Here is a 17,798-nt window from a genome sequence, read left to right as displayed (position 1 = left end):
ATACAACGATTATTTTTTGTCACAATCACCCTTTTGTGACAGCTTGGTGGGGTGAAAGGGGAGGAAAGTCTCTCGAGAGCACGTCTACCGCCCCTCGCGCCCCGACCTCGTCGCCGAGGCTCCGGCCCCGACCTGCCCAAGCTTGATCTCGTCACCATCGACGATCCGCTCTTCGGCGACTGGGCCAAGGCGCAAGCACAGCATTTCGGCGAAGGCGGTGTCTTTGATCAGATCTACCGCCTCTGTCGGCCGTCTCCTCCCAAGGGTCAGGAAGGCGGTTCCGAAAGGGCCGCCTTTTGTCCTCGGCCTAAACCTCACCCGTCGATCAAGCAAAGGTGACGTCGAAATGCCGGTCGGGCGCATTACTCTCTCTTAAACGTTGTGTCCCAACCCGGAGAACGATCATGAACCGCGCACTCTCCCTCGCGGGCCTGGCCGGCGCCGCACTCTTTGCCGGCGCCGCCATGGCCCATCACGGCTGGTCATGGGCCGAGGCCGACCAGATCGACCTGACCGGCACGATCACCGCGATCTCTTTCGCCCCGCCGCATCCGACGCTCGAACTTGAGACGGCAGAAGGCCCCTGGCGCATCGAACTCGGCAATCCGAACCTGACCCAGCGTTCCGGCTTTGTCGAGGGTGTCGCAACGATCGGCGATGCGATCACCGTGCGCGGCAACCGCTCGCTCGATCCGGATGAAAAGCGCCTGAAGGCCGTGCGCGTCATCGTCGAGGGCAAGAACTACGACATCTATCCCAGTCGCATCGTGACAAACTGACGGCATGGAGTGGCTGGCAATCCTCGGCGAGTCGCTGGTCGCGCAAGCGCTCATCCGGTCGCCGGTGCTCTACATCGTTGCCAATGCAGCACACATCCTGTCGCTCGCCATGCTGATCGGGGCGAGCGTGATCCTCGATCTGCGTCTGCTCGGCCGGTTCAAGAGCCTGCCGCTCGCCGAGAGCGCCGAACTGTTCTCCCGCATCGCAGCCGTGGCGCTCGGCTGCGCGGTGCTGACGGGGTCTCTTCTCTTTTCCGTGCGTCCGGTCGAATATGCCGGCAATACCGCCTTTCTGATCAAGCTCCTGCTCGTCGGGCTCGGAACCGCGAATGCCGTGTTCCTTCATCTCTCCCGGGATTGGGCCGAGATGATTGTGGCAGAGGAGGCGTCGCTTCTGTTGAAACTCGGCGCTGTCTTCTCTTTGGCAATCTGGCTGTCGGCCGTCCTCGCCGGTCGATGGATCGGCTTTCTCTAGGGCAGGCGTGTGGTCACGGCTTCTGCCACCGCTCCAGCGCCTCTTGTCCCGCAGGCGTCAAGCCATAGACGCCGCGCTCGACCCGTTCGAACCAGCCATAGACATTGCCTTGCAGGATCTTGCCCGCTTCGGGAACGCTCGCCCGGATGTCGCGCACCTTCAGCGGACCTGCGGCAAGTGCCGCCGCACAGCCAAGCGCCTGCTGGCGATAGGCGGTCATTTGCGGTGTGCGTGTGCTGCCGCCGATGACTGGATCGCCCTTTCGCTTCTGGTGTTCGCGCATCAGCCGCGAACGCCGCTTCGGATTGGTCCGCGGCATCGGCGTGACCGAAGCGACGATGACATTGACCGTGCCATTGTCTGCAACGCCGAGCATGCCGATCCCGAGCCGGCGGCAGAGATCGCGGTAGCGTTTGTCGCTCTCGCGTCCCTTGCCCTTGGCCGAGACGCGCCCCGCGATCCACACCTCGTCTGCGACGGATGCCCGGTCGACAGCCTGCAGGATAAGTTCGAGATTGAAGCTGAGCTTCAGCTCGCAGACGACCACCACGGGCGGGTCCTCGTCGCTGAGGCCCACGAGATCGCAGCCGCCGATCTCGCCCTTCACGGTATAGCCGGCCTGTTCGAGAAAGCTTTTGACCGGCAGATAAAGCGAGGTTTCCATGGGGCTCGGGATCAGGTTGCGCAAGAGCTGACACATAGAGCACGTCCAGCAAAAGTGCGTTAGCGGTTTTGCGTCCGGACTGCGTAAAAACAAATAGATAGAGCATCTCGGGTGATCTCGTATCACCGGAGATGCTCTAGCCTGCTTTGTCGGTTAGCGTCACCAGGAAATCTCCGGCGAGGCACAGGAAACGGGTGGCCCTTCCGGTCTTCTCCCGCGATCCTTGGATCCCGTAGCCGAGAGGACGCCCCCGCATGAACCCCGATTTGACCGAAGACGATACCCGCTGGCAGGCGGTCCGCACCCGTGATGCCGCAATGGACGGCCATTTCGTCTATGGCGTGCTGTCGACCCGGATTTTCTGCCGACCGTCTTGCCCCTCGCGTCCGGCGCGACCGGAAAATGTCACCTTCTACGAAACGAGGGAAGCCGCCCGTGAAGGCGGCTTCCGTGCCTGTTTGCGCTGCTGTCCGGATAAGCCTGAAACCTGGGCCGAGCGTCTTTAACGCCTCCTCACACCAGGAAGATCGAGATGATCGGAAAGGCCGTCAGAAGCACGATGCGGAAGATATCAGCCCCGACGAATGGCACGATCCCCTTGTAGGTCTCGCGGATCGGCACGTCGCGCGACATCGCCGAGATGATGAAAAGATTTAAGCCCACCGGTGGCGTGATCATGCCGATCTCGGCCACCATCAGCACCAGGATGCCGAACCAGATGGCGAAGTGCTCCGGGCTCATGCCGAAATCCATCGCCGTCACGATCGGGAAGAAGATCGGGATGGTGAGCACGATCATGGAGAGCGAATCCATGATGCAGCCGAAGATGATGTAGAGCAGGAGAATGATGATCAGTACCGTCATCGGCGCAAAGCCCTGCGCCGTCACCCATTCCGCGCCGACCTGCGGCAGGCGGGAGAAGGCGAGGAAAGAGTTGAACACCGAGGCGCCGAGAATGATGAAGAAGATCATGCCGGTGGAAACCGCCGTCTCCTTGAAGCAGGCGATCAGCGACGTGCGGTCGAGCCCGCCATTGGCAAAGGCGACCAGGCCGGCACCAACGGCACCCACGGCCGCGGCCTGTGTCGGCGTAAACCAGCCGAGATAGATGCCGCCGACGACGGCAAAGAAGATTGCGACGACCGGCCAGACGGCAATCAGTGCCGGGACGCGGTCCTTCCACGGAATGCGCGGCGCCTGGCCCGCACTTTCCGGCTTCAGTCGGACATAGATGGCGATGACGACCAGATAGGAGATCGCGGCGATGATGCCCGGCACGAAGGCGGCGAGGAAGAGCTTGGCGATGTTCTGCTCGGCGAGGATCGCATAGATGACCAGCACCACGGACGGCGGGATGAGAATGCCGAGCGTGCCGCCGGCGGCCAGCGTCGCGGTTGCAAGCCCGCCTGCATAACCGTTGCGCTTCAGTTCCGGAAGCGCCACCTGCGCCATGGTCGCGGCTGTCGCGAGCGACGAGCCGCAGATCGAGCCGAAGCCGGCAGACGCACCGATCGCCGCCATGGCAACCCCGCCCTTGCGATGGCCGACAAAGGCCGCCGCCGCGTTGAACAGGGCCTGGCTCATGCCACCGCGGGCCGCGAACTGACCCATCAGCAGGAAGAGCGGGATGATCGACAGCGAATAATTCGCGTTCGTGTTCCAGGCCAGAACCTTCATCTGCGCCATGATCGGCGTCCAGCGGTCGAGCACCAGATAGGTCCCGACGATGCCGGTCGCCAGCATGGCGGCGCCGATCGGTACGCGCAGGAAAATCAGCAGAATGAGGACGGGGAAAGACCAGAGGCCGATTTCAATGCTGCTCATCAGTGCGCTCCCATCGCAGCGACGATCGTCTTGCCGCGGCGGATGTCGCGGATATCGGCAGCGATCACATACAGGCAGACGAGGAGATTGGCGACAAGAAGGGCGAGCGCGATGGCAAAGCCCCACCAGACAGGCAGAAGAAGCAGCGGCGTGGTTTCGCCATTGCCGAACTTGTCCATGGTGCCGATGGCATGGCGCCAGGTAACGAGCCCGATCAGCGCAGCGATGATGATGTCGCCGATGAGCTGGGTCCAGTTCATCGCCTTCGGTCCGAAGGCGGAAATCAGGATGTCGACGCCCACATGGCCACGCTTCAACTGGCAAAAGGGCAGGAAGGCAAAGACTGCGAGACCGCAGAGCGCTTCGACCAGTTCGATTTCACCGGGCAGGGGGCGGATGGTGACAGAGCCGAAGATCGACGCGACGGTCAGCGCACAGGCAACCACGAGACAGAGGCCGCCGAACAGAACGAGGGCGGAGGCCAGGCTATGGCAAGCCCGCTCCAGTCGTTCGAAGCTGGTGGAAACGGCAGTCGCCATCAGAAAGTCCTTTGAAAGTCCGTGCAAAGGGTCCGGGCGCCTTCCGACAAGCGCCCGGACAAGGCGGGGAGGTTATTGGGTATTCGCCTGGATAAGCGAAAGGGCGTCGTTGTAGAGCATCGTGCCATCGAGACCCTTGCCGTCCATTTCGGCGATCCACGCCTTGGTCACTGCCTCGCCCGCAGCTTTCCAGCGTGCAGTCTCGGTCTCGTCCAGGTTGATGATCTTGTTGCCGCTCTTCTCGGCAATTTCCTTGCCGCGGATGTCGCCTGCGTCCATGGCCTGGCCGAAGAGGCGGGCGAGTTCCTTGCCGGAATTGTCGTCGATCACCTTCTTCAGGTCGTCCGGCATCGCGTCATAGCTGTCCTTGTTCATCGCGAACACGAAGGTACCGGTGTAAAGTCCGTTCGGACCGGAGAAGCCGGTATGGTTCGGCGCGAGCTCGGCGATCTTGATTGCGGGGGTCACTTCCCACGGAACGACCGAACCGTCGATGACGCTCTTCGACAGGCTTTCCGGAACAGCCGTGACTGGCATGCCGATGGCAGACGCGCCCATGGCTTCGAGCATCTGGTTGATCACCTTCGAGGTGCCGCGCAGCTTCAGCCCCTGCATGTCCTCGAGCTTTTCGACCGGCTTGGAGGCGATGGTGTGGATGAGGCCCGGACCATGGGTATGGACCGCCAGCACGTGATAGTCGGTCAGCTCGTCCTTGAGGTGCTTCTCATAATACTCCTGGAAGGCGACCGAGGTGGCCTCCGCGGTCGTCACCATGAAGGGAAGCTCAAACGCTTCAGACTTCGGGAAACGGCCGGGAGTGTAGCCGAACAGCGTCCAGGTCAGATCGACCACGCCGTCCTTCACCTGGTCCACGAGGTCGGCCGGTCTGCCGCCGAGCTGCATGGCAGGATAGAGCTCGACCGCGATGCGGCCCCCGGAATCGGCCTGGATCTTCTCGGCCCAGGGCTGCAGCACCTTGGCGGGGATCGTCGCCTGTGGCGGCAACATCTGGTGAAGCTTGAGGGTAACGTCTGCGGCGAAGCTGGCGGACGCCATCATCGACAATGCGGCACCGGACAATCCGGCGATAAGAAACTGGCGCAACATGATTTCCTCCCATGTCTTGTTGATCTGGAAAAATCGACCGGCTCGAGGCAACAGAGCAATCAGAAAACACGACGAAAGTCATGTAAAGATCGCGTCGCCCGGTTCCTCACTCCCATCCGGCAAACTCTTCCTTGTAAGTTATGATTACAGATGGGATGCGGGCACGCAAATAATTATGTGGCCGGAAATCATAACCAGATTAGTATGCATGGCGCGGTGCAAAGCCGCGCGTCGCGGCCCCGTGCCGCGATCGCGACGACGGGCCGGCTGCCGGGCCTTGGCTCCATCCTCGTCTCCGGTTATAGCTCGCCGCTCCGGCCCGGTCATGACGACACGAGGCGGGCGATTGTCGATCTGCAAGGATGATCCCGGATGCGTCTTCTTTCCTTCGGCCCCTATCGTCGGTCGCGCGCGGCCTTCGTGGCACTCTGCCTGCTTTCGGCAACGGGCTTGGCCTCCTGTGCCGGTCGACCGGGCCCTGAGACGCTGGGGACGGTAGCGCTCGGTGACTACAAGCCTACGCGGGTCGAAACGCTCTATACGGTGACGACACGCGATCGCGCGGAACCCGGCGAGAACGTCTTCACGACGACCAAGACCCGGGAGCCCAATTATGCGAGCTTCGCCGTTTCCATCCCGCCAAATCACAAGCCGGCCAATATCGAATGGCCGAAGCCCGGCCGAAAGGTCGATCCAAGGACCGACTTCGCGGTCGTTTCGCAGTCCGTGCTGGATCGCCCAGGCCTCCTGCAGGCGATCCGCGCCCGCGAGGCCGCCACGCCGGTCGTCTTTGTGCATGGCTACAACTACAATTTCCAGGAAGCATTGTTCCGGCTGGCGCAGCTGAAGACGGACAGCAATTTCGACGGCACACCGGTCCTGTTCTCCTGGCCTTCGCTTGCCGCTCTGCCGGCCTATGTCGCCGACAAGGAAGCCGCCACCTATTCCCGCGATGCGCTTGCCGACCTGCTGACCGACATGGTGCGGGCGCGCAAGGGTGCGGTGGTTGATGTCTTTGCCCATTCGATGGGCGGCTGGCTGACGGTCGAGGCGCTGCGCCAGTTGAGACTGCAGGGCAAGGGTGACGTCCTCGATCGGCTCAGGGTCATCATGGCTGCACCCGACATTGATGGAGACGTCTTCACGGCCCAGCTCGATGTCATCGGTCGCATGCGCATTCCGATCACCATCCTCGTCTCGCCGGACGACCGGGCGCTACAAGTCTCGAGCATTCTCGGCGCCGGTACCCAGCGTGTCGGAGCACTGGATGCGCGCAATCCGGAAGTGGCAGAGGCGGCCAAGCGTTATGGCGTGACAATCATCGATATCTCGTCACTCGAGTCGATCGACGCCACCAATCACAACCGCTTCTTCGACGTGAAGCAACTGGCTGCGACCTTGGGCAAACCGACCTCGAGTGCAACGCTCGGAGATGCCGGTGCCTTCGTGCTGGACGCCGCCGCTCAGACCGTCTCCAGTCCCTTCTCGCTGGCCGCCAGGGTTCTGCGTCAGCAATGACGGTGCACTGAGCGCAGCTATCTGAGACATAAGACGCGACTTGCAGGTCAGCCTTGCGTTTCGTCAGGTTGACGATGGACGAAATTCGGTGTCTTGCGCAATTTATGCGTTGGTTTACCGACTCGTTTACCCCTGGGTGTCACAAGCTTCGGTCCATGCATGCGCGCTAATAAGCGTTCGATCCCCCCTTCGTTACTTGGTTCCAATCATGGCCTCTTCATTGTCCGATGCCGAAGCGCCTGCGCCTGCTCAAGCCGCACGTCATGCCAAGCCCCTATCTTTCGTCGTTCTTTCCCTGATCCCGAAGCTTGTCTTGCGGGCGCCCCGCAGCGGCGCCGTGTTTGGCGCGCTTGTCATGCTGGCGCTGCTCGGTCCGATCCTGGCTGAAGAGAACCTGCTGAAATTCGGCTGGGGCCTCGTGCTCGCCCGCCACGGAATCGACGCGACCGAGGGTACGCTCGGGCTCTCCATGGTGCTCGGCGTCATCGCCTCGCGCGGCCTCGTCCGCAATCCGCGCCGCAGGCGTGAACCGAAGGATGTCGAAGACGATCTCGCCCGCGCCGTCTCCCTGCTGCCGGCCCAGGCGAATGCCAGCGCCGGTCTCGTGCGTCTCGGCGACAAGCGTGTCCTGTTCTCTGATTGCGGCCAGGGCTTCATCATGTATGCACGCCGGGGGCGCTCACTCGTCGCCCTCTTCGATCCCGTCGCGCCGAAGCATCTCTGGGCGCCGCTGGTCGACAAGTTCATCGCCGAAGCACGCCGCAGTCGAAGCCGCCCGGTCTTCTACCAGGTCTCCCCCGACTTCCTGCCGATCGTCGTCGAAATGCGCCTGCAGGCGCTGAAGCTCGGCGAGCAGGCGGTCGTCGATCTCTCCCGCTTCACGCTCGCCGGCGGCGACTGGCTGAAGCTGCGCCGGTCGATCAACCGCGCCGAACGCGACGGTTTGTGCTTCGAGATGCTGGCTGCTGACGCCGTGCCGCCAGTTCTCGATGAACTGCAGACCGTCTCCGACAGCTGGCTCTCTGCCCACCAGGCTGCCGAGAAGGGCTTCTCGCTCGGCACCTTCGATCGCGCCTATATCGCCTCCGGCCCCGTTGCACTCATCCGCCTCGACGGGCGCATCGTTGCCTTCGCCAGCCTGATGACCGCATCGTCAAGCGGCGACGCCTTCATCGACCTGATGCGCCATGTTCCGGGTGTCCATCGCGGCATGATGGACCTCCTCTTCGTCAAGATCATGGAAACCCTGAAGGCAGAGGGCTTCGCCACGCTGAACCTCGGGATGGCGCCGCTGGCCGGTCTGTCAGGCAATCGTCGCGCCCCCGTCTGGAACCACGTCGCCCGCCAGATCTTCGAACACGGCGAGCGCTTCTACAATTTCCGAGGCGTGCGCGCCTTCAAGGAGAAGTTCGATCCGGACTGGCAGCCCCGTTATCTCGTCGTGACCGGCCAGGGCCTGCCCGTCCTGTCACTGCTCGACGTCACCCTGCTGATCGGTGGCGGCCTCAAGGGCCTGACGCGCAGGTGACCGCTGTCGACATCAGCGGTATGCGGCACAGGCAACTGCCGCACAGGCTGCGGGCGATGCTCCTCATGGCCTGCCTCGCCGTATCGGTGCAGGTTTCCGCCGCTCCTGCCGCCGCCAGCGGTGACGGCATCGTCAGTCTGCCACAGGACCGCATCTCGGTGCCCGATGATGGCAGCATGACCGGTGTCGTGGTCATTGTCTCTGATATGAATGGTTGGGACGCTGTCGAGCAGGCGGCGCTGGAAACGGCTGTTTTGGGCGGCGCGATCGGCGTTGGCGTCGACCTCAATGTCTGGCGCGCTGCACTGTCGCGCGAGACCGAGCGCGACTGTCTTTTCCTCCCAGCCGACATCGAGCGCCTGACCCGCCAATTGCACCGCAGCCATACTGCTGTGTTCTATCGCCCACCACGATTGCTGGGCTTTGGCGAAGGGGGCGCACTGGTGCTCGCCATGGCGGCCCAGACACCCAATGGCAGTTTCGCCGAAACCATTGGCGAGACGGTGGCAGTCGATCCGACCGAGGCCGTGTCCCTTCCAAAACCACTCTGCACGCCCGCCCCGCGCCGCGAAACACGGCATGGCATCGCCTATGGCCTGACACCCGGAAAGCTTCCCAATCCCGTCCGTATCGCCTTTTCGCCAGCGGCGCAGGCAAGCGCGCGGCAGCATGCGGCATCGCTCAAGGCGAGCCATCCGGACGTGGTGATCGGTGAGGGGGAGGGCGGTCCCGCCCGCATGCTCTCCGCCGAAGCCTCGACCCTCGTCGCCCGCCTTGCACCCGCTGACGCCGCACTCGACCTGCCGCTGGTGGAGGACATCGTTGCGCCAGATCACGACACCGTCGCGATCTTCTATTCGGGTGATGGCGGCTGGCGCGAGATCGACCAGCGCATCTCTGCACGCCTCAACGCAAACGGCGTGCCTGTCATCGGCGTCGATGCACTTCGCTATTTCTGGAGCGAAAAAACGCCCGAGGAGACCGCGGCTGACCTGGCCCGGATCATCGCCCACTACCGCAACCGGCTGGGTGTCTCCAGGGTCGTGCTGATCGGCTATTCCTTCGGCGCCAACATCCTGCCGCGTGTCTACGGCCTGTTGCCCGAGCCCGACCGAAACTCCGTCACGCTGCTCTCGCTGCTGGCGCTCTCGCATCAGGCCGATTTCGAAATCGCAGTTTCCGGCTGGCTCGGCGCCGCCGGTCAAGGCAGGCACGGCAATCCCGTCGATCACCTTGAGACAGTCGAGACCGCCAAGATCCAATGCGTCTACGGGCTGGAAGAGCAGGACACCGCCTGCCCGGCACTTGAGGGGCGCGTCACGGATGGCCTCGAACTCATCGCCCGCCCCGGCGGCCATCACTTCGACGAGAATTACGAGCTGGTAGCGGACCGCATTCTAGGGCGGGTCATGGCACATTGAGTTGGCGGGGGCGGTTGTGACTGCTCCGTTCCCATGTCGTCTGAAGAGAGGCCGGACCTTTAGTCGACCAGCACCGCAGTGGCCTCGTTCGGATAGATCTCGACATCCGGATTGCCGATCAGCGTGTTGTCATCCATGATCAGCTTTTCCCCGACGCCTGCCGGAGCCGTGACAATCAGCTGCGGCGTGCCGCTGAGATCATCGATAATTCTCAAGCCGTCCGAGCTACCGGTCGCTGGTCTCCCAGCGCGGGTTGATCCAGGGCTCCTGATTGCTTCGGGGCAGGGGCTGCTTGCCAAGGATGTGATCGGCCGCCTTCTCGCCCGTCATGATCGAGGGACCATTCAGGTTGCCATAGGTCAGCCGCGGGAAGATCGACGAGTCCACGACACGCAGGCCCTCCACCCCGATGACCCTGCATTCCGGATCGACCACGGCCGTCGGATCGTCCTTCGCGCCCATCTTCGATGTGCCGCAGGGGTGGTAGGCGCTCTCCAGATGCTCGCGCAGGAAGGCATCGATCTGCTCGTCGCTCTGCACGCTCTCACCCGGCTGGATTTCCGGTCCGCGGAAGGGGTCGAAAGCCTTCTGCCCGAAGATTTCGCGCGTGAGCCGCACGCAATGGCGGAATTTGATCCAGTCTTCCTCGTGGCTCATGTAGTTGAACTTGATGACCGGATCGGCCATCGGATCGGACGAGCGCAAGGTGACGGCGCCGCGCGACTTCGAGTGGTTGTAGCCGACATGCACCTGGAAACCATGGCTTCTCGCTGCCGCCTTGCCGTCATAGGAGATCGCGACGGGCAGGAAGTGGAACTGGATGTCAGGCTGCTTGACGCCGGCTGCCGAGCGCACGAAGGCGCAGGATTCGAACTGGTTGGAGCTGCCAAGCCCGGTGCCCGAGAACAGCCATTGCGCCCCTGCAACCCCCTGCCAGAACCAGGGCAGCCATGAATAGAGCGAGACGGGTTTGGTCGCGACCTGCTGGAAGTAGAATTCCATGTGGTCCATGAGGTTGGCGCCAACGCCGGGCCGGTCGAGCTTCACCTCGATGCCCATCTCCTTCAGATGATCAGCCGGGCCGATGCCGGACAGCATCAGGAGCTTCGGCGAGTTGAAGGTTGAAGCGGAAACGATGACCTCCCGATTGGCCTTCACCACCTCGATTTTGCCATTGCGCTCGATTTCGACGCCAGTGGCCCGGCCATTTTCGATGACGATCTTGCGGGCAAAGCAGCGCACCAGTTCGACATTGCCCCGCTTCATCGCCGGTTTGAGATAGGCATTGGCGGCAGACCAGCGGCGCGAGCGCCAGATGGTCTGTTCCATCAGGCCGAAGCCCTCCTGCTTCTCGCCGTTATAGTCTTCCGTCGTCTCGAAGCCTGCCTCGCGTCCCGCCTCGACGAAAGCGCGCACCAGCGGGTTCTTCGCGGGGCCACGCTGGACATGCAGCGGCCCGTCGGTGCCGCGCCAGCCTTCCTGGCCGCCATGCGAGTTCTCCATGCGTTTGAAGTAGGGCAACACGTCCGCATAGCCCCAGCCCTTGGCGCCACTCTCCTCCCAGCCGTCGAAATCCTCGGCCGATCCGCGCACATAGACCATGCCGTTGATCGAAGAGGAGCCGCCGATCACCTTGCCGCGCGGCGCTGTGATGCGCCGATTGTTGAGGTTCGGCTCGGGCTCGGAGAGGTAGCCCCAGTTGTAGCGCTTCATGCTCATCGGCCAGGCAAGTGCCGCCGGCATCTGGATGAACGGCCCGATATCCGATCCCCCATATTCGAGCACCATGACGCTGTTCTTGCCGTCCTCGGAGAGGCGGTAGGCCAGCGCCGAACCGGCAGAGCCGGAACCGATGATGATGAAGTCTGCTTGGTTCATTGCTGTAAAATCCCAGCCTCTAGAATATGGTGATGTCCCGCGACCTCCCCCGGAGGGGAGGTGTTGCTGGTCATCTCAATACGGCGCCTCGCACTTGCCCATGCCGACATAAACCGTCTTCAGCTCGGAATAATGCTCCAGTGCCGCTGCCGAGTTTTCGCGGCCAAAGCCCGACTGCTTGGACCCGCCGAAGGGGATCTCGACCGGGCAGAGATTGTAGGTGTTGATCCACAGCGTGCCGGCCTCCAGCTGATCCACCACCCGGTGCGCGCGCGAAAAATCCGCCGTGAACACGCCCGCTGACAGGCCGAATTCGGTGGCATTCGCCCGCGCGATCACATCCGCCTCGTCCTCGAAATCGAGCACGCACATCACAGGCCCGAAGATCTCTTCGCGGGCGATCGTCATGTCGTCGGTGACATCGGCAAACACCGTCGGCTGGATGTAGAAGCCTTCGCCGGTCACGCTGTTCGGAATGCCGCCGCCGGTGATAAGGGTCGCCCCTTCTGCCTTGCCCTTGTCGATATAGGACAGGACCTTCTCGCGCTGCGCGAGCGACACCATCGGCCCCATCTGGGTTGCCTCGTCCTGCGGATCACCGATCAGGATCGCCTCGGTGCGGGCCTTAAGCCGCGCAAGAAACGTCTCCTTGATCGCCTTGTGCACGAAGACGCGCGTGCCGTTCGAGCAGACCTGGCCGGTCGAATAGAAATTGCCCAGCATGGCGCCGGAAATCGCGCTGTCGATATCGGCATCGTCGAAGACGACGATTGGCGATTTGCCGCCGAGTTCCATCGTCACGTGTTTCAGCTGCGACGCAGCCGCGCCTGCCACCTTGCGCCCCGTCGGCACGGAGCCCGTTAGCGACACCTTGGCGACGTCAGGATGCAAAACGAGCAGCGGCCCGGTCTCGCGGTCCCCCTGGATGACATTGTAGACGCCCTTCGGCGCGCCGGCCTCGATCAGGATCTCGGCAATCTTCAAGGCGCCGAGCGGGGTGACTTCCGACGGCTTGAACACAATCGCATTGCCGGCGGCAAGCGCAGGCGCCCCCTTCCAGCAGGCGATCTGCTGCGGATAGTTCCAGGCACCGATGCCGACGACGACGCCGAGCGGCACGCGCTTGGTATAGGCCCAGTCGCCGCCAAGCGGGATCTGGCTGCCGTTCATCGCACTCGCAATGATGCCGCCGAAGAATTCGAAGCTGTCAGCCCCCGAAGTCGGGTCGGCCACGATCGTCTCCTGGATCGGCTTGCCGGTGTCGAGCGTTTCGAGTTCGGACAACTCACGATTGCGCTCACGCATGATCTCGGCCGCCTTCTTGAGCACGCGGCCCCGTGCGGTCGGGCTCCAGGACGCCCATTCCTTCTGCGCCCGCTTGGCGGATGCAATCGCCTTTTCGATGATCGCAGGGGTCGCGGCATGCAGTCTTGCGATCACCTCGCCGGTGGCGGGATAGATGCTCTCGATGACGGTGCCATCGGTATCCTCGACATACTCGCCGTCGATGAAGTGGGAGGCTTGCGGTTGGGCTTTCATGTCCTGTCTCCAGACGGGTGTTCGAATGTTCTTGTTGTCGGGCGATGCCCCCTCATCCGCCCTTTGGGCACCCTCTCCCCGCTTGCGGGGAGAGGGTAGGGTGAGGGGCAATTGTTTCGGCGGTCAAGGCTTGCAGCTGCCCCGTCACATAATCCTCGACCAATGCAACAGAGGCATCAATCGAAAGCGGCGCTGCCTTCAGAGACTGGCGGATATAGAGCCCGTCGATCATGGCGGCTGCGCCATCCGCAATCCTGCCCGCGTCTTCAGCGCCACAAAGCGGCCCCAAGCCCGACATCAGGTTCGAATGCAGTCGCCGCGCATAGAGCGCGAGCAGCCGACGCACCTCTTCCGAGCGCTGCGCCTCCGAATAGAAGGCAAGCCAGGCGGCGACCACCTGTGGGTCGAACTGGTCGGCATTGAAGGAGATGCGGATCACCGCCGAGACCCGTTCCCGCGGCGTCTGCGCCCGGCCGAGCGCCTCGACTGCATCCGCCCGCAATTGCCGCAGCAGCGAGCGGATGGTCTCGATCAGCAAGCGGTCCTTCGAGCCGAAATAGTGATGCGCCAGCGCCGGAGAAACACCCGCCTCGCGCGCGATCTCCGACATGGTGACCGTCAGCGAGCCGTGATGGCCGATCGTCTTCAACGCGGCATCGACAAGCGCCTTGCGACGCACTGGCTCCATTCCGACCTTGGGCATCCGGTTTCTCCTGTCCCGCCCATGATAATTTTGATTGACTGATCAATCAACAAAAAATCTACGGCAGCGCGATTCCTGGCCGTGGAGATCAGCCGTTAACGGTAAAGCGAGACCGGAAAGCGGGTCGGTGATCCAGCGATCTGGCTGCTTGCCGACCCGGAACCCAACGCTGGACGGCCTGCGTTTCATGGCCTTTCGCGTCATGATCCAGGCAGGTGAGGGCCCGTTCCAGCGGTGGCCGTGTCGAGAAACTTTCATCCCACTGTCACACAACGGAAAGCTTTTATTGACGATTGTTCAGCCACATTTCCGCCCATAAAAACAAATGCATACTGGGAGTATCGCGGATGGGTGCGGGGGTCGCGGAAGATTTGGGGGCGCTCAGGCGTTTTGCCAGTGACCAGCTCGTCACACTGGCCAAGCTCGTCGTGGAAAACGCCTTCCAGCCGATCGTCGAGGTCGGAACTGGTGCTGTCTTCGGCCATGAGAGCCTGATGCGCGGCCAGGACCGGATCGGCTTCGAAAGCCCGCTCGATCTGCTCGATCAGGCGGCCTCGACCGGCCAGCTTTTAGCCCTCGAACAGATGGTCGCAAGTCGGGCGCTGGCTAAATTCGCGACCCTGCCGGATTGCGCCGGCGCCACGCTCTTTCTCAATCTCGACGTCCGCCTGATCCCTGAAGGCAATGCGCTCGTCGATACGTTGCTCGACCAGTTGCGCAAGGCCCATGTGCCGCCGTCCTCCGTCTGCTTCGAGCTTTCCGAGCGCTTCGACAACACGCGCGTTCCGGAATTCGCGGCCCTCGTCGAGCGCCTGCGCCGATCCGGCTTCAAGCTCGCCATCGATGATTTCGGCGTCGGCCATGGCGAGATGAAGCTGCTTTGCGACTATCCCGTCGACTATGTGAAGATCGACCGTCACTTCATCGCCGGCCTCGACAGCAATCCGCGCAAGCGCCATCTGGTCAAGAACATCGTCAACTTCTGCCACGTGCTCGGCGTCCGTGTCATCGCCGAAGGCATCGAGACCGAGGGCGAGTTCCTCGCCTGCCGCGAATTCGGCGTCGATCTCGTCCAGGGCTGGTATATCGCCCGCCCCAGCACCATTGTCTCGGAACTGAAGAGCGCCTTTCCCCATCTCCAGGATGTCGGCAAGGCCCGACGCGCCACCCAGTCGCTCGACGAGATCCTGATCCGCAAGCAGATCGAGACGCTGCCGACCGTCTTCGAGCACGAGAACATCGACCACGTCTTCGATCTCTTCCGCCGCAATCCCGGACAGTCCTTCTTCCCCGTTCTCAATGCCAATGGCGAGCCGCGAGGCATCATCAACGAGCGGCATCTGAAGGAATACATCTATCAGCCCTTCGGCCGCGACCTTTTGAAGAACAAGCTCTATGAGCGCTCGATCTCGCACTTCGTCGACCGCGCCCCGATCGTCGGCCTGGATGCCGATGCCGAGCGGTTGATGACGATGTTTGCCAATATGGAGGGCTCGGACTGCGTCATCCTGACGGAAAACATGCGTTATGCAGGTGTCGTCTCCGCTGCCTCGCTGATCCGCATCATGAGCGAGAAGCAGCTGAAGACCGCCCAGGACCAGAACCCGCTGACGAGCCTGCCCGGCAATCGCGCCATCCGCGATTTCATGCGTTCGGCAGCACTGGATGGCGATGGCGCCCGCTTCTTCTGCTACTGCGATTTCGACCACTTCAAGCCGTTCAACGACCATTACGGTTTCCACCAGGGCGACCACGCCATCTCGCTTTTCGCAGCCCTCCTGCGTCGCTATTTCTTCTCCGAAGGCGATTTCCTCGGCCATGTCGGCGGCGATGATTTCTTCATCGGCGTCACCGACTGGTCTCGCGAGGAGCTAACCGAAATCCTCGACCGCCTGCTGTCGGATTTCCACGACGACGTCATCGACCTCTATTCCGAAGCCGATCGCCAGACCGGCCACATCAAGGGCCTCGACCGCCAGGGCCTGGAACGCGATTTCCCCCTGATGCGCTGCTCGATCGGCGTGCTGGAACTCCCCGCCGGTCTCGTCATCGACGATGTCAGCCGCATCAGCGGCGAGATCGCGGATTTGAAGAAGCAGGCGAAGGAGAATGAGGGTGGGCTTTCCTTCGGATTGATTGACGTCTGATAGGGCTCGACGGCGCAATCCTCCCATGGATCGATGGCGCCACCTGCGGCACGACTTGAATGCCCGCTTTAGATGCGCAAGATTGCGCTGCACTTTAAACGGGATTCTCTTATGAAGAAATCGATAACCTTTATCTGCAGCCTGATCCTGCTGGCGGGCTGTCAGACAGACGTGCCGCAATCCGTTGCCGAATCGCAGGTTCCGCCCCCGTCGTCTGTCCGCAATCAGGTCGTACAAATCGTAAGGGATAACGGTGGCAAGATCGGCGATTTCGTCAGACCTGAAATTTCAAGCGTCGTATTGCTTGATCCGCAGACCGAGACTTATGCCTTTTGCGTCCGTGCCTGGCACGCGGAACGCCAGCGACAGCCTGACGTGATCGGTATATCGATGCGGGACAACAAGATCCTCGGCTCGACGCTTCATGATTATCGCTGCCGCGACAAGCGTCTACGCTATTATCCCTATCCGGAGCTCATCGCAGTCCGTGGCTCGGAATGAGGTTTCCACGGGTCTGACGGCAAGGGACAGTGCAGACGGACGCCGGCGAAACTGATGCCCGATACCATTTGTCACGTCGGACAAAGGGCCTCCTTTTCATCGCATTTCAGAGGCTCTATGCCTCACCTTGAGCAATTGATCCGAGGAACCCGCCCATGTCTCTGCCCGCCACCATGCGCCATGTCGACCTGCCCACCCATGGGGGGCCGGAGGTCATGCGCCTCGTCGAGGGGCCGCTGCCGAGCCCGAGGCCCGGCGAAGTGCTGGTCAGGGTAGAGGCGGCGGGCGTCAACCGGCCGGATGTCGCCCAGCGCCAGGGCGCCTATCCGCCACCGAAGGATGCAAGCCCCATTCTCGGCCTGGAGATCGCAGGCGAGATCGTCGGTCTCGGTGCCGGCGTCACCGATTTCCAGCTCGGCGACCGGATCTGTGCGCTGGCGAATGGCGGCGGTTACGCCGAATACTGTGCCGTGCCGGCAAGTCAGGCCATGCCGTTTCCGAAGGGTTATGATGCCGTGAAGGCGGCAGCACTGCCGGAAACCTTCTTCACCGTCTGGGCCAATCTCTTCCAGATGGCCGGGCTGACCGAAGGCGAGACCGTCCTCATCCATGGCGGATCCTCAGGCATTGGCACGACCGCCATCCAGCTGGCGAAAGCCTTCGGCGCAACCGTCTACACCACCGCCGGCTCGGCCGAAAAATGCGCCGCCTGCATGGATCTCGGTGCAGCAAGGGCGATTAATTACAAGGCCGAGGATTTCGTCGAGATCGTCAAGGAAGAGACCCAAGGCAAGGGCGTTGATGTCGTGCTCGACATGATCGGTGCTGCCTATTTCGACCGTAATCTCCAGGTCCTCGCCAAGGACGGCTGTCTCTCGATCATCGCCTTCCTCGGCGGCTCGACCGTCGAAAAGGCGAGCCTTGCCCCGATCATGGTGAAGCGCCTCACGATTACCGGCTCGACCATGCGCCCGCGCAGCCCGGAAGAAAAACGCGCCATTCGCGATGACCTGATGACGGAAGTCTGGCCCCGCCTGGAAAGCGGCGACGTGGCCCCGGTCATCCATACGGTCCTTCCCTTCGAGCAAGTCGTTGAGGCGCACCGGCTGATGGAAAGCTCAGAACATATCGGCAAGATCGTGCTGAAGCTGGGGTGAGGCGAGCGCCGCTTGAGA

The 17,798-nt window shown here is 62.4% G+C and carries 17 protein-coding genes; 9 read left to right on the top strand and 8 right to left on the bottom strand.

Going from position 1 to position 17,798, the window contains the following annotated elements; translation table 11 throughout:
* The first annotated feature begins 404 nt into the window (after nt 1-404).
* Nucleotides 405-779, top strand: a complete 375-nt coding sequence (locus IP85_RS18650) for a DUF6152 family protein (protein ID WP_054151164.1) — start codon at nt 405-407, stop codon at nt 777-779.
* A 4-nt stretch (nt 780-783) separates the two neighbouring features.
* Complete coding sequence (locus tag IP85_RS18645; RefSeq protein ID WP_054151163.1) at nt 784-1,254, top strand: DUF6644 family protein; 471 nt, start codon at nt 784-786, stop codon at nt 1,252-1,254.
* Nucleotides 1,255-1,267: 13 nt separating this feature from the next.
* Here IP85_RS18645 and IP85_RS18640 read toward each other — a convergent pair whose 3' ends face one another.
* Nucleotides 1,268-1,918 (bottom strand): DUF2161 family putative PD-(D/E)XK-type phosphodiesterase, encoded by a 651-nt coding sequence (locus IP85_RS18640; protein WP_054151177.1) that lies wholly within the window; start codon nt 1,916-1,918, stop codon nt 1,268-1,270.
* 254 nt (nt 1,919-2,172) lie between these two features.
* Between IP85_RS18640 and IP85_RS18635 the strand changes: the two genes are divergently transcribed.
* Nucleotides 2,173-2,424: an Ada metal-binding domain-containing protein gene (locus IP85_RS18635; RefSeq protein ID WP_054151162.1), complete on the top strand. Its 252-nt coding sequence runs from the start codon at nt 2,173-2,175 to the stop codon at nt 2,422-2,424.
* A 7-nt stretch (nt 2,425-2,431) separates the two neighbouring features.
* Here the strand turns inward: IP85_RS18635 and IP85_RS18630 are convergent, their stop codons facing one another.
* The 3 genes from IP85_RS18630 to IP85_RS18620 form a co-directional block, all read right to left on the bottom strand.
* The gene (locus tag IP85_RS18630) at nt 2,432-3,742 is read right to left on the bottom strand and encodes a TRAP transporter large permease (protein WP_054151161.1); all 1,311 of its coding nucleotides are present in this window, start codon (nt 3,740-3,742) and stop codon (nt 2,432-2,434) included.
* Nucleotides 3,742-4,281, bottom strand: a complete 540-nt coding sequence (locus IP85_RS18625; RefSeq protein WP_054151160.1) for a TRAP transporter small permease — start codon at nt 4,279-4,281, stop codon at nt 3,742-3,744. The genes IP85_RS18630 and IP85_RS18625 overlap by 1 nt, the downstream gene beginning before the upstream one ends.
* A 72-nt stretch (nt 4,282-4,353) precedes the next feature.
* A complete protein-coding gene (locus tag IP85_RS18620; RefSeq protein WP_054151159.1) occupies nt 4,354-5,388 on the bottom strand; it encodes a TRAP transporter substrate-binding protein in 1,035 nt (344 codons plus the stop codon).
* Between the two features lie 372 nt (nt 5,389-5,760).
* Between IP85_RS18620 and IP85_RS18615 the strand changes: the two genes are divergently transcribed.
* The 3 genes from IP85_RS18615 (at nt 5,761) to IP85_RS18605 (ending at nt 9,855) form a co-directional block, all read left to right on the top strand.
* Nucleotides 5,761-6,906, top strand: a complete 1,146-nt coding sequence (locus IP85_RS18615) for an alpha/beta fold hydrolase (RefSeq protein WP_082347810.1) — start codon at nt 5,761-5,763, stop codon at nt 6,904-6,906.
* A gap of 208 nt (nt 6,907-7,114) precedes the next feature.
* Nucleotides 7,115-8,434 carry a phosphatidylglycerol lysyltransferase domain-containing protein gene (locus tag IP85_RS18610; protein ID WP_054151158.1) on the top strand — a complete coding sequence of 440 codons (1,320 nt, stop codon included), beginning with the start codon at nt 7,115-7,117 and terminating at the stop codon, nt 8,432-8,434.
* Nucleotides 8,431-9,855: an AcvB/VirJ family lysyl-phosphatidylglycerol hydrolase gene (locus tag IP85_RS18605; RefSeq protein ID WP_245280907.1), complete on the top strand. Its 1,425-nt coding sequence runs from the start codon at nt 8,431-8,433 to the stop codon at nt 9,853-9,855. Before IP85_RS18610 ends, IP85_RS18605 begins: the two co-directional genes overlap by 4 nt.
* A gap of 59 nt (nt 9,856-9,914) precedes the next feature.
* Here IP85_RS18605 and IP85_RS22265 read toward each other — a convergent pair whose 3' ends face one another.
* The 4 genes from IP85_RS22265 to betI form a co-directional block, all read right to left on the bottom strand.
* The gene (locus tag IP85_RS22265; RefSeq protein ID WP_156322977.1) at nt 9,915-10,070 is read right to left on the bottom strand and encodes a hypothetical protein; all 156 of its coding nucleotides are present in this window, start codon (nt 10,068-10,070) and stop codon (nt 9,915-9,917) included.
* Nucleotides 10,071-10,080: 10 nt separating this feature from the next.
* Nucleotides 10,081-11,733 carry a choline dehydrogenase gene (betA, locus tag IP85_RS18600; RefSeq protein WP_054151157.1) on the bottom strand — a complete coding sequence of 551 codons (1,653 nt, stop codon included), beginning with the start codon at nt 11,731-11,733 and terminating at the stop codon, nt 10,081-10,083.
* 75 nt (nt 11,734-11,808) lie between these two features.
* Complete coding sequence (betB, locus tag IP85_RS18595) at nt 11,809-13,272, bottom strand: betaine-aldehyde dehydrogenase (RefSeq protein WP_054151156.1); 1,464 nt, start codon at nt 13,270-13,272, stop codon at nt 11,809-11,811.
* Nucleotides 13,273-13,324: 52 nt separating this feature from the next.
* Nucleotides 13,325-13,975, bottom strand: a complete 651-nt coding sequence (gene betI, locus IP85_RS18590; RefSeq protein WP_054151155.1) for a transcriptional regulator BetI — start codon at nt 13,973-13,975, stop codon at nt 13,325-13,327.
* 347 nt (nt 13,976-14,322) lie between these two features.
* On the opposite strand from betI, the gene IP85_RS18585 reads away from it, so the two are divergent.
* From IP85_RS18585 to IP85_RS18575, 3 genes are all read left to right on the top strand, one after another.
* Nucleotides 14,323-16,122 carry a GGDEF domain-containing protein gene (locus tag IP85_RS18585; protein WP_153761732.1) on the top strand — a complete coding sequence of 600 codons (1,800 nt, stop codon included), beginning with the start codon at nt 14,323-14,325 and terminating at the stop codon, nt 16,120-16,122.
* Between the two features lie 111 nt (nt 16,123-16,233).
* On the top strand, nt 16,234-16,623 hold the full coding sequence (locus tag IP85_RS18580) for a membrane lipoprotein lipid attachment site-containing protein (protein ID WP_054151154.1): 390 nt from the start codon (nt 16,234-16,236) through the stop codon (nt 16,621-16,623).
* A 155-nt stretch (nt 16,624-16,778) separates the two neighbouring features.
* Nucleotides 16,779-17,780, top strand: coding sequence for an NAD(P)H-quinone oxidoreductase (locus IP85_RS18575; protein WP_054151153.1), 1,002 nt, complete (start codon nt 16,779-16,781; stop codon nt 17,778-17,780).
* The last annotated feature ends 18 nt before the right edge of the window (nt 17,781-17,798 follow it).

The organism is Rhizobium sp. AAP116, assembly GCF_001295785.1.
GTDB lineage: Bacteria > Pseudomonadota > Alphaproteobacteria > Rhizobiales > Rhizobiaceae > Allorhizobium.
The sequence above is the reverse complement of the archived record's forward strand: the minus strand, read 5'-3'. Positions and strand labels throughout refer to the sequence as shown.